11 protein-coding genes are annotated in these 16,414 nt (G+C 54.7%); 4 read left to right on the top strand and 7 right to left on the bottom strand.

All coding sequences use genetic code 11. The annotated features are described in order from the left end of the window. Positions 1-217: 217 nt before the first annotated feature. The 3 genes from asnB to SH528x_RS35555 all read right to left on the bottom strand — a co-directional run bounded on the left by asnB (position 218) and on the right by SH528x_RS35555 (position 4,427). Positions 218-2,125 (bottom strand): asparagine synthase (glutamine-hydrolyzing), encoded by a 1,908-nt coding sequence (gene asnB / locus SH528x_RS35565; protein WP_442508153.1) that lies wholly within the window; start codon positions 2,123-2,125, stop codon positions 218-220. 221 nt (positions 2,126-2,346) lie between these two features. Further along, positions 2,347-3,315 (bottom strand): serine/threonine-protein kinase, encoded by a 969-nt coding sequence (locus tag SH528x_RS35560; protein WP_442508152.1) that lies wholly within the window; start codon positions 3,313-3,315, stop codon positions 2,347-2,349. A 71-nt stretch (positions 3,316-3,386) separates the two neighbouring features. Next, complete coding sequence (locus SH528x_RS35555; protein ID WP_442508151.1) at positions 3,387-4,427, bottom strand: galactitol-1-phosphate 5-dehydrogenase; 1,041 nt, start codon at positions 4,425-4,427, stop codon at positions 3,387-3,389. Between the two features lie 118 nt (positions 4,428-4,545). Here SH528x_RS35555 and SH528x_RS35550 point away from each other — a divergent pair, with 118 nt between their 5' ends. Next, a complete protein-coding gene (locus SH528x_RS35550; protein ID WP_442508150.1) occupies positions 4,546-5,040 on the top strand; it encodes a cell division protein FtsH in 495 nt (164 codons plus the stop codon). Positions 5,041-5,152: 112 nt separating this feature from the next. On the opposite strand, the gene SH528x_RS35545 is transcribed toward SH528x_RS35550, so the two are convergent. Beyond that, complete coding sequence (locus SH528x_RS35545; protein WP_442512237.1) at positions 5,153-7,267, bottom strand: glutamine synthetase III family protein; 2,115 nt, start codon at positions 7,265-7,267, stop codon at positions 5,153-5,155. 689 nt (positions 7,268-7,956) lie between these two features. Between SH528x_RS35545 and SH528x_RS35540 the strand changes: the two genes are divergently transcribed. Further along, on the top strand, positions 7,957-9,345 hold the full coding sequence (locus SH528x_RS35540) for a TonB-dependent receptor (RefSeq protein ID WP_442508149.1): 1,389 nt from the start codon (positions 7,957-7,959) through the stop codon (positions 9,343-9,345). On the opposite strand, the gene SH528x_RS35535 is transcribed toward SH528x_RS35540, so the two are convergent. Continuing rightward, a complete protein-coding gene (locus SH528x_RS35535) occupies positions 9,342-9,512 on the bottom strand; it encodes a hypothetical protein (protein WP_442508148.1) in 171 nt (56 codons plus the stop codon). The genes SH528x_RS35540 and SH528x_RS35535 overlap by 4 nt on opposite strands. 77 nt (positions 9,513-9,589) lie before the next feature. On the opposite strand from SH528x_RS35535, the gene pyk reads away from it, so the two are divergent. Both pyk and SH528x_RS35525 read left to right on the top strand, forming a co-directional pair. After that, positions 9,590-11,092, top strand: coding sequence for a pyruvate kinase (gene pyk / locus SH528x_RS35530; protein ID WP_442508147.1), 1,503 nt, complete (start codon positions 9,590-9,592; stop codon positions 11,090-11,092). 84 nt (positions 11,093-11,176) lie between these two features. After that, a complete protein-coding gene (locus SH528x_RS35525) occupies positions 11,177-12,322 on the top strand; it encodes a potassium channel family protein (RefSeq protein ID WP_442508146.1) in 1,146 nt (381 codons plus the stop codon). A gap of 119 nt (positions 12,323-12,441) precedes the next feature. On the opposite strand, the gene SH528x_RS35520 is transcribed toward SH528x_RS35525, so the two are convergent. Continuing rightward, complete coding sequence (locus SH528x_RS35520; protein ID WP_442508145.1) at positions 12,442-14,142, bottom strand: peptide chain release factor 3; 1,701 nt, start codon at positions 14,140-14,142, stop codon at positions 12,442-12,444. 705 nt (positions 14,143-14,847) lie between these two features. Beyond that, the gene (locus SH528x_RS35515; protein ID WP_442508144.1) at positions 14,848-16,152 is read right to left on the bottom strand and encodes an aldose 1-epimerase family protein; all 1,305 of its coding nucleotides are present in this window, start codon (positions 16,150-16,152) and stop codon (positions 14,848-14,850) included. Between the last annotated feature and the right edge of the window lie 262 nt (positions 16,153-16,414).

Here is a 16,414-nt window from a genome sequence, read left to right as displayed (position 1 = left end):
GTTTCCTGAAGAGGGAGCTCTAGTGTCAGTTCGATACTCAATCGAAGCACTCGTTGAATCCGCATCTTACCAGTTCCGCCGTTCTGGTTCTTCTGATTCTATAGCGAATAATCCGAGATGATAGTGACCGTTGCTATTTTCAATTGCAACGCAGTGGCATCAGACCATCGGGATATCGTTAATGGTGGACAGCGGCGGATTGCCTGTTTGCCAATGATCAAGTCCAGCGCCGTAGCCACTTTTCAAGAATCAGTAAATTCCACAATCGGTAACCGTGATTCTGCTCGTTTTGTTCGTGGGATCGTACCAATTCGGCAACGCGGTCACGACGCAAAAACGGCTGGATTTTTGCATCCTCAGCTAGCAACGTTTCGTGAACCATTGGTTTAAGTTCGTCCCGAAACCAGTTCGCAATCGGAATTCCGAATCCCATCTTCTTCCGCGTGAAAATCGAAGCAGGAATCATCGAGCCAAACGTGTCTTGCAAGATCAGCTTGCCGCGGCCACCCCGAAATTTATATCGCACCGGAAGCGTCGCAGCAAATTCGACCACGCGGTAATCCAACAGCGGTTGACGCACTTCCAACGCGTTGCCCATCGAAGCAATATCGACTTTGGTGCACAAATCGCACGGCAAATAAGTCAACACGTCACTCGCCGAAGCACGAGACACGACGTCGCGACCTTTGGAACGAGCCCAGGCAGCGTCGAGAAAATCAAAAGGATCGTCACCCGGCAAATTCTTGACGAACTCGTCGGTGTAAAGACTCGCACGGAGTGATTCGGGAAAGATTTGTAGCCAGTTCAGATAGCGACGCGCCGTCGGTTGCCCAAGCGCCTCGAGAAACCGCTTGGCTCGCCGCACGATCGAGCGACGTTTCTCGGAATCTGGCAGCCGCTGGACCAAGCCAATCCCCGGAACCTGATGCAGCGGAAACATCTTTTGCAGTTTGCTACTGAGCCATAACGCACGATATCTCTCGTAACCTGCAAATAGCTCGTCGCCGCCGTCACCCGACAAAGCGACCGTAACCTGTTTGCGTGTCAATTCGGACAGATACCAAGTCGGAACCGCCGACGAATCGCCGAATGGTTCGTCGTAATGCCAGACAAGTTTGTCGATCACATCGACACCGTGCGGCATCACCTCAAAACGCTGATGGTCGGTCCCGAGATGCTTGGCCACTTGGGCGGCGTACGCGGTTTCGTCAAAATCCGCGACAGGGAATCCGATGCTAAACGTTTTGATCGGTTGATCGGAAAGCGATTGTGCGATCGCCGTGATCAGCGACGAATCGATGCCGCCTGACAAAAACGATCCAAGTGGCACATCGCTCTGCATTCGCAAACGGACTGAGTCGGTCAGCAGTTCTCGCAGCCGATCGCAGGCGTCGCCGTGCGAGATCGGGATTTCGATCGAGGGATCATAGTTCCAATAACGCTCGACACGAACTTGACCGTTTTCAAACACCGCGAAATGTCCCGGCGGCAGCTTTCGCACGCGCTTCCAAATCGTTCCCGGAGGCGGGATGTATTGGTAGGTCAAAAATTCATCGATCGCCGCAGGATCAATCTCGTTACAAACGCCTCCGGCGGCAACGAGACACTTCAGCTCGCTGCCAAAAACCAGCCGGTTGTCTTTCAATGCATAATAGAGCGGCTTTTGCCCGATCCGGTCGCGTGCCAACACCAATCGATTTCGCTTGGCGTCCCAAATTGCGATCGCAAACATGCCGTTGAGCTGCGAAAAACAATCGGTCCCGACGTCCTCGTACAGGTGCAATACTGGCTCGCCATCGCCGTGCGTGGCAAAGGTGTGCCCGGTCCCTTCGAGCCGACGGCGAAGCGTTTGGAAATTGAAGATCTCGCCATTAAAGACCATCCTCAACGTGCCGTCCTCATTGGCCATCGGTTGGCGAGCGCCCTCGAGATCGATGATGCTCAGCCGGCGAAACCCCAGTCCCACGCCGACCGCATTGCCGTAAGCATCGTGGTGGTGAGTGTCCATCCATGTTTGCGAATCATCGGGCCCGCGATGCGCGATCGAATCGGTCATCTTGTTCAGCAGCGTTTCATCGACCGCAGCCCTCGCGTCCAACCAAACCGCCCCGGTAATCCCACACATCGAGTTGTCGTTCCTAGTAGTTTGAAAAGTGTGGGATAGTCTTCCAGCCTGCCATGGCGAACATTTTTACATGCCCGCGAAGCATAAGGCTGCGAAATATAGGGTAGCGAAACTCGCCAAGAGTTTCGTTTCCTGAACCGAAAAGCCGAAAGTCTTGGTGACTTTCGCTACGCTGAAAAAGATGTGTTCTTGATGACAGTCTGGAAGCCTATCCCACATTCTTAACAGACGATCGCTCGCACGGCGTCGATAAATTCTCGCATCGATTGAAAACGTTGACTTGGTCGTTTCTGAATCGCTCGCATCACCACTTCGTCGGCCGCTTTGGGAATATTGCGTTCAGGCGATCGCTCGCTCGGCGGCGGAATATCTTTGTGCTTGATGTTCTCGAACGTCTCGTTGATATCTGCACCACGGAACGGTTCGCGCAGTGCCAGCATCTCGTACAGCACCACTCCGGCACTAAAGATATCAGTGCGTTCGTCGATCCCGCGATTGCCGTCCACCTGCTCTGGAGACATATAAAGCGGTGTTCCTGGACGCTGGCCACCGCCCGTCAACGTTCGCAACTGCTCGCCGTCGGGCTCTAGCGTTTTCAGCACACTGCGGTTGATCGGTTCGTTGTCATCCGCATGCCCCCAAACTTTGGCGACCCCCCAATCCAACAAGATGACTTCACCGAAATTACCGACCCAAATGTTTTCGGGTTTAAAGTCTCGGTGAATCACCCCGCGTGCGTGCGAATAGGCAAGTGCCTGGCACGCGCTGGCGACAATTTCCAAGCGGGCATGCGTGGAAAAGGCCTCGATCGTCGCTGCGTCTTCTCGCGCAATCCGCTTCAAAATCTCGAAAAAGTTCTCTCCCGAGATCCGCTTCATGACAAAGTACATCCCTTCGACCTCGTCGTTACCGATGTCGTAAACGGGCACGGTGTTGGGATGCTGCAACTGGGCTGTGACCCGTGCCTCGCGAAGGATACGTCGCTGCTCGCGTCGATCGTGTCGTGTTTCAGGCAACAATGACTTGATGGCAACGGTACGCCCCGTCACGCAATCGAAACCTGCCCGCAATACCGCACTGCCGCCGCGAGCCATCTCGCGAAGGTTGCTGTAACGGGCAAGTCCAAGAGGCACGTTCTGGGGGAGGTCCGGATCGGTGCCTGACAGAATGATGGTGGGTTCGCTAATCATGGTCTCATTGTATGCCAAATCGAAGCGTCCAGGCACTACCAACTCTATCGGCTACTTTACTAGCCGCAGTCTCAATGTTTCTGGGGCTGAACGACCACTTTCATCTGGTCCGGATCCCCCGCGTGAAGTCGCTCGAACCATTTTGGAGCGTCATTTAACGAAATTTTAGCGGTAATCAGCGGCTCGACTTTAATGATTCCGCGATTCATCAGATCGATGCATTGCGGGTATTCACCATTACATCCACATGTGCCTCGCAGCGTAATCTCACGCGTCACGACCGATTGCAGAGGCAATTCGATTTTGGGGGACACGTTTCCAACCAATGTCACGCTGCCGCCTTTGCGGACCGATTCAATTGCCGTGTTGATGGTTGGCGTCGCACCTACGACTTCCAGTGCCACATCGGCTCCGCGGCCTTCTGTCAATTTGCGAACCTCCGCAGGCACGTCAACTTGATCGCCACGCAGAACGACGTCGGCGCCAAGCTCTTTGGCGACGGCCAAACGTTTGTCGTTCAAATCGACCGCGATCACCTGCGTTGCACCGGCCGCGCGAACCGCTTGAATCGTCAACAAGCCGATCATCCCCGCACCCACCACGACGGCGGTATCGCCCAGCGTGATTTGGGTGACATTGGCAGCATGCACGGCCACCGAAACCGCCTCGACCAATGCCGCATGCTCAAACGGCAACGTATCGGGCAACGTGTAAACGATCCGGCGAGGCACACTGATCTGTTCCGCAAACGCACCATGACGACGGTATTCGCCACAGGAAACGCCCAACACCATGCGGTTATCACAGAGGTTTCCATCGCCTTGTCGGCAAAAATGACACTCGCCGCACGAGACCATCGAATCGAACGTGACTCGCGTTCCCTCAGGCAAATCCGTTACATTTTCGCCCGTGGCGATCACAATCCCGGCCGCTTCGTGCCCCATCACCAACGGCGGAATGCGACGTCCGGTGCTGCCGTCATAGCCATGAATATCGCTGCCGCAGATGCCGCATGCTTCGACCTGAACCAAAACATCATCGGCGCCCACTTCCGGAGCATCGACGTCGGTGACTTGCATCTCTTTATATTCGGTTAGCAATAACGCTTTCATGGTTGTCTCAATCGCGTAATGATGGTGCCCTTCGAAGGATCGTTCCTGCGCTGCGGGAGCGTCCCTAACAAAGATAATGGGGGGCGGACGGTCGCAGTTTATCACAAGGAAGCCAAAATTGAATGACGACGACGAAACACTGACCGCCTACCACGAAGCAGGCCATGTGGTCGTCGGCTACCTGCTAGGCGCCCAGATCGAAGAGGTTCGGCTTGATAGCATGATTGACGACGATTTGCCCCGGCGTTTTGGCGATTGTTTGGTCAATTGGGGAAAAGTAGACGCCGGCTGCGACTGGCAACGCCAATGCGAATTGATGACGATTTTGGCCGGTCCGGTCGCTGAAATGATCTATCGGGGCGAGCGGCTGCATCCGGCCCATTTCGGGCCTTGGCAAGGCGATTGGCAACAAGCGTGCGAACGATCCGTCGGCGTGTTTACAAGCGACGTCCAGCAAGTCCGATTTCTCGAACAGTTAATCGCCCGTCTGTATCGCCGCATACAAGATGAACAGTGGTGGGCTGCGATCGCAGCGGTCGCCGACGAACTGCTGGCCCACGAAGCACTCGAGCACGACGACGTCGCCACCGCCGTCGCATTCTGGCTTGGTTAATGTGGGATAGGCTGTAGCGAAACTCGCCAAGAGTTTCGGCCCACACACTATCCCCGAAACTCTTGGCGAGTTTCGCTACGTTTTGATGCGACACATTGACGTGACGGCTTCACTACTTGATGAACAGCATCTCTTGGTACTTCGGCAGCGGCCAAATATCGTCCGCGACGATCCCTTCAAGCTCGTCCGCCACCTCACGCACCGCATTCATCGCTGGCAGCACTACTTCGCTGTAATGTTTGGCGTGTTCGATCAAGCCACCGCCGACCGCATCGTCCATCTTCTTCTGCAGCAGCGTGACATTGTCTTGCAACTGTTTCACCAGCGATGTCATCTCATCGAGCGTGTCGGTGTCAAAATCATAGCCCAACAACTTCAGGTTGGTGCAGGTCGCGGCCAGTTCATTTTGGTAGCGAATCGCTGCGGGGAAGATCATCGTTTTGGCCATATTGTACGTCAACTTGGCTTCGACATTGATCGACATGCAGTACTGCTCGAGATAAGTCTCAAGTCGACTTTCCAGTTCACGACCTGACAACACGCCATACTTCTGAAACAACTCAGCCACCTCAGGTGATTGTAGATACGGTAGCGCATCCGGAGTTGACTTCATATTTAGAAGACCGAGCTTGGCTGCTTCGACATGCCATGCATCGGAGTACCCGTCGCCATTAAAGACGATCGAAGAACACTCGTTCATGATCTCCGTCAGCAGCACCTGGATCGCACTGTGTAGCGATTCGGGTGTCCCGTCGGTTGCCGCTTCCAATTGGGTTGCGCAGTAGTCGACCGACTCTGCCACGATCGTGTTCATCGCCACCAACGGCCCAGCGATCGATTGGTTCGATCCCACCGCTCGGAATTCAAACCGATTGCCTGTGAATGCAAAAGGACTCGTGCGGTTGCGATCGCCCGCGTCTTTGGGAAGCGGCGGCAACACGTCCACCCCTACCGTCAAAGTCCCTTTTGCGATTGACGAGTTCGCACCACCCGCTTTGATTTGCTCGAACACGTCGGTCAATTGGTCCCCCAGGAACACCGACATGATCGCTGGCGGAGCCTCGTTGGCGCCAAGCCGGTGATCGTTGCTGGCGGTCGCAACCACTGCTCGCAGCAACCCCTGGTACTTATGAACCGCACGGATCACAGCGGCGCAGAACACCAAAAACTGTGCGTTTTCGTGAGGCGTATCGCCTGGATCCATCAGATTGCCCTGAGAGCGGCTACCCAAGGACCAATTCACATGTTTACCCGAACCGTTCACACCCGCAAACGGTTTTTCATGCATTAAGCATGTCATTCCATGTTTTTCGGCAAGTCGTTTCAGCGTCGTCATCAGCAATTGTTGGTGGTCGGTCGCAAGGTTTGCCGATTCAAACATCGGAGCGATTTCGTACTGGCCTGGCGCGACTTCGTTATGCCGCGTCTTGACAGGAATCCCCAGTTTGAAGAGCTCTCGTTCGCTCTCGAGCATGAACGCCAAGACGCGTTCGGGGATCGCACCAAAGTAGTGATCGTCAAACTCTTGCCCCTTTGGCGGTTTGGCTCCGAACAACGTGCGTCCCGCGTTGACTAAGTCGGGGCGAGCAAAATAGAAGTGTCGGTCGATCAAGAAATATTCTTGCTCGGGTCCCGCCGTCGAGGCGACGAAGGCACCATCTTCGTGACCGAACAATTTCAAGATCCGCTGAGCTTGTTTGTTCAGCGCCTGCATCGATCGCAGTACAGGCGTTTTCTTGTCCAACGCTTCCCCGGTCCACGAAACAAACGCGGTTGGAATGCACAGCGTCGTTCCATTCGGATTCTCCAAAATGTACGCCGGACTGGTCACGTCCCAGATCGTGTAGCCACGAGCCTCGAAGGTTTGCCGAATTCCGCCGGTTGGGAAACTCGAACCATCCGGTTCGCCTTGAATCAACTGACTGCCACTAAATTCGGCGATCGAGCCCCCTTCGCCATCCGGCGACAGGAAACTGTCGTGCTTCTCTGCCGTGGCGCCCGTCAGCGGATAAAAGACGTGAGCGTAATGAGTCGCCCCCTTGCTGAGCGCCCAATCTTTCATCGCCGAGGCAACCGCATCGGCCACGGTTGGGTCTAACTTTTCACCCGATTCGATTGTCTTGACCAACGACTTGTATACCGGTTTGGGCAGCCGCTCTTGCATCACCTTCTTGCTAAAAACATTGGCGCAGAACAGATCCTGCATCGGAGTTTCCGAGAAATCCATCACCGGCGCATTAGTGTTATAGCCCGTAACGGCAGCGATCGCCGAAAGCCGCGGACTCAGACCAGGTGGGGTTGCCGCAGATCCGTTGCTGGCTGGCCCACGGGGATTGCTTTTTGTCTCGGGAGTCAGCGTTGTGCTCATCTTTCATTCCGGCTTTGTTGGGAGAAGAGTTAAGTTGCGCGGACAACTCGCTGCATCAATGCGGCAACGCCGTCATCCGCGTTCACCCCCGGCTAATCGCAAACCCTGTGCCCGTCCCAAGGTTATTCCACCCTCTGGCGAGAGAGAAGCACCTGCGAAGAGAGGGATACACCGCCTCCGACACTGGCGTTTTACGTGGTTTGGTCGCAGTGCAAGCCGGCAACCCGCAATTCCAAGCCGGGGGGAAAACATCACCGGCATCTATGGCAAACAACCGTGCGTGCAACGATCAAGGGCATTGGCTGCTTATTACTTGGGCACTTGGGTGGGTGCTGGCGAGCGGCTTTTGAACCGTTTTGACCACAATTAGGGGATGAAACTCATTTGAACATGGGCGGCATGGTTTGTGCTTTGCAACTCTGCGGAATTCTCAAGCAACTCTGCTCCCGCAGAGCCTCTGCAACGAGGGCAAATTTCTCTCTCCTGGTCACCACAGCTCTACCGAATTCATGCACCGATTTAATCCGACGAAGCAATCTCAGAGTCCGATGGACACACATCAAAAGGCGCTTGATGTGAATTTGGATCCACGGCGTTACGGCACGTTTGCCGAAATCGGAGCGGGGCAAGAAGTCGTCCGCTGGTTCTTTCGCGTCGGCGGCGGGGCCGGCACGATTGCCAAAAGTATGTCCGCCTATGACATGAAGGTCAGCGACGCGATTTACGGACGCGCATCACGCTACGTCTGTCGCGACCGCTTGCAGGCGATGCTCGATTACGAACACCGACTGAATCTGGATCGACTGCGCGAGGTCCGCGGCGACACCACAGCCTTCTTCGCCTTTGCCGACACCGTCTCGGCGAGAAATTTTCAAGGGACCAATGAGTGCCATGGTTGGATGGGAATCAAGTTCCAAGCTCATCCTCGCGATGACGATAGCCAAATCATTATCCATGTGCGAATGCTTGACGAAGAGGCTGCACTACAACAAGAAGCACTCGGGATCGTTGGCGTCAACCTCGTGCACGGCGCCTTTGCACTGCATCATGAACCCGAACTGCTCGTCGATTCGCTGCTCGACGGACTCTCGACATCGCGGATCGAGATCGACATGATCGAGTTTTCGGGAATCGCGTTCCGGCACGTGGACAACCGTTTGATGAGTTTGAAACTTGTCGAACTCGGCTTGAGCGGTGCTGCGATGTTCGCCAGCAACGGTGAAGTGCTGCAGCCATCGGAGTTCTTTTACCGCAAACCCATCTTGGTTGAACGAGGCAGTTTTCGTCCAGTATGCAATGTCAATTTAGACATGCTGCGTGGGGCGAACGAAAAGTTTTCTCAGCTACCCAGTGTCGCTGGCAAAGAAGTGGTTCAAGTAATGGAGATCACGATGAACAACTTGAAGGCCGAAGGCGAAATCGATCTGCGTGACTTCCTCGCTCGCGCCGATGTGATGGCCGCCTGTGGCATGCCCGTTCTGATTTCGGACTACTTTCGCTACTTCCGTCTAGCCGCTTATCTGTCGCGTTACACCAAAGAAAGTATCGCGATCACGATGGGCGCAGGCAGCTTACTCGAACTGTTTGACGAACAGTACTACACCAGCCTTGAAGGTGGGATTCTTGAATCGTTTGGACGTCTGTTTAAGAACGACTTGAAGATTTACTGCTACCCGCTATTGGATCCGGCGACGGGCCAGATCGTGACCTGTGAAAACCTCGAAGTCAAACCGGAACTTAGCAAGCTGTACCACTACCTGTTGGACCGTGGCGAGATCAACGCGGTGGAAAGCTACGATGCTGATTGTCTTAAGATCTTCTCACGCGAGGTGCTTGGCATGATCAAAAACGGTGACCCCAATTGGGAAGCAATGGTGCCTGAACCGGTCGCAGAGGTGATCAAAAGTAAGAGTTACTTTGACTACCAACCGGCCTAGTAAATCGCCTGGAACTGCGTTGGGGCGGCAGCTTGCCCCCCGTGTGTTTGCGGCACTCGTATTGGCCCCAATAACCCAATAAATACGTAAAGGATGTGGTGGATCGCCACAGCGAGATCAGGACTTTTGCGGATATTCGGCCGATAATCGCGTTCAGCGTGTGTCATTCCGGCATTGGCAAGGTGCGCTCGCAATTGTCGCAGGCACTTTATAGATTCTGCTGTCTCATCCTTATCGAATCCAAATGCCAATGTTAATTGAAATGCCCGATACGTTGATTTCCGACACGGTGCGTCGCTACCGGCACACTCATTATCGTCACACTAAAATTATTGCGACTCTCGGACCGGCTACCCAGTCCGAAGAAGGGCTGACCCGTCTGATTAATCAGGGTGTTGACGTCTTTCGTTTGAACATGGCACACGGAACGGGCGAGTGGGCGATCGAGGTCACTTCGCGGATTCGCGAGACGTCCGAGAAAGTCGGTCGTCACGTTGCTGTGATGATGGATGTGAAAGGCCCCGAAATTCGCACCGGCGACGTAGACGAGCCGGTCGAATTGATTGTTGGGAACCAACTTCGACTGCAAGCTTCGTCGAATCCCACGCCCCATGATCCGGATTGCCCCTGTGTCTCGGTCAACTATCCCGACCTAGCGCGTGATGTCAAAGTGGGTGCGACCATTTTGATCGATAGCGGGCTCATTCGCATGCGAATTCTCGACAAGGATGACGATGGTATTCGTTGTGAAGTGCTGACGCCCGGCGTCCTAACCTCACGACGGCATCTCAATCTGCCGGGTGTGCACGTCAACTTGCCCGCGGTGACTGAGAAAGACAAAACGGATTTGCGAGCGGGTGTTCAAGCCGGAATCGATTTCGTCGCCCTCTCGTTCGTTCGCACCGCCGAGGACGTCCGTACCTTGCGAGCCTTCTTGGATGAGCTTGATTCCACCGCACGCATTGTGGCCAAGATCGAAGACCAGGCCGGTGTGCAGAACATGGAAGAAATCATTCGCGAGGCCGATGGGGTGATGATCGCGCGAGGCGACTTGGGAATCGAGATTGATTACCACAAGCTGCCCTTGGTTCAATCGCAGCTGATCGTGGCATGCCAAAGCGAAGGCAAGCCAGTGATCATTGCGACGCACCTACTGGAATCGATGATCCAGTCACCGATGCCAACCCGGGCCGAAGTGTCGGACGTCAGCAATGCGGTTCGCGAACAAGCCGACGCCGTCATGCTGTCGGGCGAAACAACGACGGGCGCCTATCCGTTTGAATCGGTCGAGGTGATGAAGAACATCATCCGCAGTATCGAGCCCACTGTTAGCCGTTCGCTCAATTCACTGATCACGCTTCGCGAGCCCAAAGCCAAGATGCTCCGCTCGGCTGCGTTGCTTGCTCAAGAGCTTGGCCAAGCAGGCATTATCGTGTTCACCCGCAGTGGTTTCCTGGCCTATGTGCTCGCAGCACTTCGCCCTCGCGGGGTTCCCATTTATGCGTTTACCGACGTCGACGACACCTTCAATCAAATGTTGTTGCCATGGGGCGTTGAACCGTTCTTGATGGATTTTTCGGATGATCCCGAAGTCACCATTGCCAACGCGATCCAGCGCTTGCGGCAAAGCGACTGGGTTACTCCCGGCAGCTGGCTGGTCGTGATCACCAATGTTTTGGCGCACGGCAAAGTGATCGATGCGTTGCAGTTGCGTCAAGTCGAAGAGACGATCACCACTGAGCAATAGCCAAGCATGCGGCGTACCTCTAACACAGCCAATGGCATGGGGTTTCCGCCGAACTCGCTTTCGCCAATGACATCGTGAGTGACCGTGGAATCGAAACAAAACAATGATGGGGCGTCTAGCCTGACGAAATCGAGAAACGCGGCAGCGCCCGCTTCGCGGATCTCGGTCTCGACGCCGCTCCGCCGTATCCTGACCGGCGGGTTGTTGTTTTTGTTTATCTGTATGGTCGCGGTGGCAGGCTACATGGCTGCCGGATGGCATCTCGACGATGCGCTTTACATGGTCGTGATCACGATCTTTGGCGTCGGTTACGGCGAAGTTCATCCGATCGAATCGCCGGCGCTGCGTGCGCTGACAATTATGGTGATCGTGGCCGGCTATGGTGCCGTGATTTATACCGTCGGAGGTTTTATGCAGATGTTGATCGACGGCGAACTGAACCGCGCGATAGGAGCACGACGAATGACTAAGGGCATTGAGCGACTGAGCAATCACACGATTATCTGTGGGATGGGACGCTTAGGCACGATTTTGGCACGCGAGCTGTATGCGGCTGGCAAGCCATTTGTGGCGATCGATACCGACTTGGACCGACTGCGTGATGCCGAAGATCGCGGCTACTTGGTCCTGCACGGTGATGCGTCGGAAGAGGACATCTTGGATCAAGCTGGAATCAAGCGTGCCTCCAACGTGGCTGCGGTATTGTCTCTCGATGCCACGAATGTGTTTGTCACGATCACAGCGCGTGATATGAATCCAGCCGTCCGCATTATTGCTCGCGGCGAAAATCCGCGAACGGAAAAGAAATTGCTTGGCTGTGGCGCCGACCAAGTCGTCTTGCCCACCGCGATCGGAGCTCAAAAGGTGGCTCAGTTGATTACACAGCCGACGGCCGAAAGTATTTTGGAGCAGATTCAGGATCAAGGCACGATGCTGGAGGATCTTCGGCGGATTGGGCTACAGTTCAACGAACTGGAAGTCGTATCGGATTCCGAGCTTTCCAATCACGCCCTCAGCGAGCTGGAGATTCGCGGCAATCACAGTTTTTTGATTGTTGGCGTTCGCCACTTCGACGGCACGACACAGTTGAACCCGCCGCCCAGTCTGCTATTGAAACCAGGGGACATTGTGATCGTGCTGGGACACGAGGACGACCTGCCCGAGATCGCCCGTCGCTTCCTGAAAAAGCAACCCAAAATGACCTACCGCGGCATCTCCGTCGAGAGCTAAGGAAGGTAGGCAGGTGTCTTCGATGTCATCTGATTAGCCGTTTGGCAACAGACTTGACATCACCTTCGACCCGCCGGATCTGTGTTGCTTAACGCGAGACTTGATCCGGCCTGCATCACTCACGGCGCTCCTTCCGCATTGCTGCCGTTGGCTGTCGAGTGGTTCTCCTTTGGCTGTTCGAAGGTTGTGACTCGCATTTCATCAAAACGGATGTCGGGATTCGCGCGATGCAGTGCTTTTACATCCCATTCGGACTGCAGTAATACGGCGTCGTGTCCGAACTGATCCAGTGCCAGTTTGCCAGAGTAGGGGAGTTTGATTTTCGATTTTTGCTCTTCGGTTGCGTTAAACCAACGCACCAATTTATAGGGCCGCCAACTCAGCGACGTGGGGGCGTTGTACTCGGATTCCAGACGATAGCGGACGACATCGAACTGCAATTCACCGACGGCAGCCAACAGATTTTCGCGGCGTTTGGTGTGGGCATCGTGAAAGACTTGGATCGCTCCTTCTTCGACCAGCTGTTTCAGACCTCGGTCGAATTGTTTGCGCCGCGCCGTATCGGTGCAATCCAGTACGGCAAAGAACTCGGGTGAAAACTGTGGCAATCCTTCTTGGTGAACAATTTCATTTTGGCAGAGCGTATCTCCAAGCCGAAACTCTCCGGGGCACACCAAGCCAATGATGTCCCCTGGGTAAGCCTCTTCGATCGTTTGACGGTCTTGGCCAAAGATGCGAAACGCGCGAGCGAGCCGAATCTTCTTCATTGATCTCGCAATGGTCACTTCCATGTCTCGCTCGAACATCCCACTGCAAACTCGCAAGAAGGCAACGCGGTCGCGATGCCGAGGATCAAGGTTGGCTTGAATCTTGAAAATGAATCCTGAGAAGTTCGGCGAGGGCTTCGGCGGATGTTGCTCATTCGTTGTTCGCGATCCCGGCGGCGGACATAACTTAAGAAATCCATGCAAGAAATGTTCAATACCAAAATTGGTCAACGCACTACCAAAGAACACCGGCGTTTGCGCGCCGCCCAGGAATTGACTCCGCTCCAGCGAGGCTCCCGCCATCCGTACCAATTCCACCTCTTCACCGGTGGCGTCAATGAGTTCTGGGCTGATCGCCGGTTCGACCGTTTCCAAGTCGGACCAGGAGACCATTTTGGAAGAGATGCGACGATTCGCACGCTGCTCGTCAAACAGGTGAACCGAATCATCATGCAGGTCGATGAAACCGCGGAAGTCTTCGCCGCTTCCAAGGGGCCAATTCTGCGGCACCGGTTCGATCGAGAACTTGCGTTCAATCTCGTCGATGATTTCCAGCGGCGAACGTCCCCGGCGATCCACTTTGTTGACAAACGTCAGTACGGGAATTTTTCGCAGCGCACAGACACGGAACAGTTTCTCGGTCTGGGCCTCGATCCCCTTGGCCAAGTCGATGACCATCACGGCCGCATCAGCAGCCATCAGGGTGCGGTAGGTGTCTTCGCTAAAATCATGGTGACCGGGGGTGTCGAGCAAATTGATTTGGACTCCGGCGAACTCAAACGTTAGCGCCGTCGAGCTTACCGAGATGCCACGCTCCTGCTCCATCTCCATCCAATCCGATTTTGCCGTCCGCTCGGATTTCCGGCCTCGAACCGCACCGGCAATCTCGATCGAGTTGCCGAACAGCAATAGCTTTTCGGTCAACGTTGTCTTGCCAGCATCGGGGTGCGAAATGATAGCAAACGTTCTTCTCCTCAAACGCTGCGTTTCAATTTCGGCAATCGACGAAGCCGATTTGGCGGCGATGGTTGGTTTGGTTGGGAGGGTGCTCATATTTGAAACTAAATCGGAGATGACACTAAGTGCTTTGATACACTCGGTTTGCGGCCGATGACGCGGCGGTCATGAGTCGGGTGGATTGAAATCGACTTGGGCTATTCCCTGTCGAGCGGTCAAAGGGCAGGTCCCGTCGAGAGAGAGGACACGGATAAAGCACAGCGTTTAGAGTGACTGTCAAGTAAACAACAATCGTTCGGCGATTCTCGCACTGCATGGCAGCGGCTCGCCGTCGGCTTGGGTGCTAAGGGGGAGTGATCATGCAGCAAAGGTAACTTCTGAAAAGACTTGCGGCAACGACACATGTCTGATTCGCAGCTTCCTGTCCGCTTCCCAGGCATCGCAAAGGTCGATGATATCGGGGGGGACGGCAGGATGAACGCCCCTTGCGTCATGTTTTGTGGATTCGCCAGATGCCTTAAAGCACGCCGAGTCGCGCTCGCTGATTTCTCTGTATTCTAAAAACTCAGGGAAATCGTTCTAAGAACTCAGGCAAGTCGCTTCGGCGTTAGTTCGCGTCGTTCGCTGAGTCTGTATGCAAAGGCGACAGTAAGTCGATGCCATGCCACAGCTATCCGCTGTTGGCAATCCGCTCAGTGGGTGGCGTACAGCGATTGATACTCATGCAAATGGCTGTCGATGTCGCGTGACAGAATTTTCTCAAGCGAATCGTGGTCAGTTGATCCAGTAAAGCAACTTTCTCTACGGCGTTGGTAGGATGGGCGGTTGGTGTGCCAATTCGACAGGAGTGGTTTGCAGATTCTTAATTTCGGCTTCCAGTTTATTCACCGCTTCGGAACCAGTATGGAAACCGTACTCCAGTTCAAAGCTTCGTGATTGGCCGGACGCCAATTTTGGCACGCGGCCGAAATGACGCTCGACGTTACGATTGAAAGGGAACCCGGTGCCCGGTTCAATTCCTGTCACGTAACCATCCGCTTCGGCTGCGGTGTTCTTCCAGATCGTCAAGTAAGGCAGTTGCGATGTATTCCAAGCGACCGAGGCTGCTTGATCTCCGGCGGCGTTGATCAGCATCGCTTGGGTTCGTCCTCTCGCATCCGCCAACGGATGAACCAAGTAAACTTGCTCCAGGAATCCTTTGGTCGGCGGTAGGTAGCTCGCAAAATTGTCGATTGATTTAGCCGCGTTCTCGTTCATCGGCTCGATCTTCTCGGCTGCAACGACGGTGCGAGCGTCTTTTTCCAACAGCGGCGTGCCAAAATTGGTGTGATAGATCAGCTGGAATTCTTGCTCGTCGGCACCGTGATTCACCAACGTGTCGGTGATCCGCAGCGAGGACTCGCCCGGAACAGTTGAAATCTCGGTGATTAACTCGAGTTTCGGACCATAGAACATTCGTTCGTTGACGATGCCTTGCAGTCGGATGCGATGAGGAGCTTCGCGATCGACCGTGACAGTGACTTTTGACGCGGGGATGTTGCCAATCTTGCCGTGCAGCGTCAGATCCATCTCGACCTTGTCGCCCACGTTGTTGGTGAATACGTCCTTGCCGGGATGTCCCGCATATTCCAGACCGCAGCGGACCATCCATTCGTTGAATCCTTCCAACCATCCAAGTCCGCCTCGACTTTCGAGATTTATGTATTGCGGATGAACCACCTCTTTGACGGGCGAGTCCCAACCGAACCGCGCGGCTGCTGTGCCCGGCGCATTCGCGTTCGCTTTTTTCGTGACTCGCAACACACTCATGCCTCGTGTGGGAATCACGACGATTTCCAGCACGCCGTTGTCGATCGTGACAAGTTCACAGCCCTCTTGTTTACCACCGTGCAGTGTCGTTTTTTCCACGGACCATGCGGGCTGGTTCTTCGGCAGCACGTCGGCGAAGTCTTTCGCAGTGATTCGCAAACTGTCGGTTCGTGTATTCGAGTCGGTGTCGGTTAAAATGACCACGTGATCACCGCCAGTATTTTCTTGGGTCAGACCTACAGTGGCCACACAAATGCATGCGATCACGGCTAGGGCAAAATGGAAACGGTGGAACATGGGGCAGCTCGCCTTCGTGCAATCAAGGAATATCTTGGAATCCAACGTAACCGAACTCGCGTCCACGGTCGGCAAAACGAGGCGGGAAATTGGCAAATTTGCGACAATTCCGTTGGTGCTGCGATATTCCACACCGGCCTCGTGTCGCTCGGTTATGATGAGGAAGATGCATTTGGCGGACGAAATCCCTTTGCAAGCACAAGTAACGCCCTCAGCGAGTACAAGCAAAGCCCGGATCGGTCCGCCGCCTCCCTCGCTCTCC

Source organism: Novipirellula methanifontis, assembly GCF_052161655.1.
Lineage (GTDB): Bacteria > Planctomycetota > Planctomycetia > Pirellulales > Pirellulaceae > Novipirellula.
Note: the sequence above shows the minus strand (reverse complement) of the source record. Positions and strands in the feature narration are given on the sequence as shown.

What these genes read in the sequence shown, in the direction of transcription:
- asnB (WP_442508153.1), bottom strand. Translation starts at nt 2,125, where the DNA reads ATGTGTGGGATTACCGGGGCGGTTTGGTTGGACGCGAGGGCTGCGGTC.
- SH528x_RS35560 (WP_442508152.1), bottom strand. Translation starts at nt 3,315, where the DNA reads ATGATTAGCGAACCCACCATCATTCTGTCAGGCACCGATCCGGACCTC.
- SH528x_RS35555 (WP_442508151.1), bottom strand. Translation starts at nt 4,427, where the DNA reads ATGAAAGCGTTATTGCTAACCGAATATAAAGAGATGCAAGTCACCGAC.
- SH528x_RS35545 (WP_442512237.1), bottom strand. Translation starts at nt 7,267, where the DNA reads ATGGATTTCTCGGAAACTCCGATGCAGGATCTGTTCTGCGCCAATGTT.
- SH528x_RS35540 (WP_442508149.1), top strand. Translation starts at nt 7,957, where the DNA reads ATGGACACACATCAAAAGGCGCTTGATGTGAATTTGGATCCACGGCGT.
- SH528x_RS35535 (WP_442508148.1), bottom strand. Translation starts at nt 9,512, where the DNA reads ATGACACACGCTGAACGCGATTATCGGCCGAATATCCGCAAAAGTCCT.
- pyk (WP_442508147.1), top strand. Translation starts at nt 9,590, where the DNA reads ATGCCAATGTTAATTGAAATGCCCGATACGTTGATTTCCGACACGGTG.
- SH528x_RS35520 (WP_442508145.1), bottom strand. Translation starts at nt 14,142, where the DNA reads ATGAGCACCCTCCCAACCAAACCAACCATCGCCGCCAAATCGGCTTCG.
- SH528x_RS35515 (WP_442508144.1), bottom strand. Translation starts at nt 16,152, where the DNA reads ATGTTCCACCGTTTCCATTTTGCCCTAGCCGTGATCGCATGCATTTGT.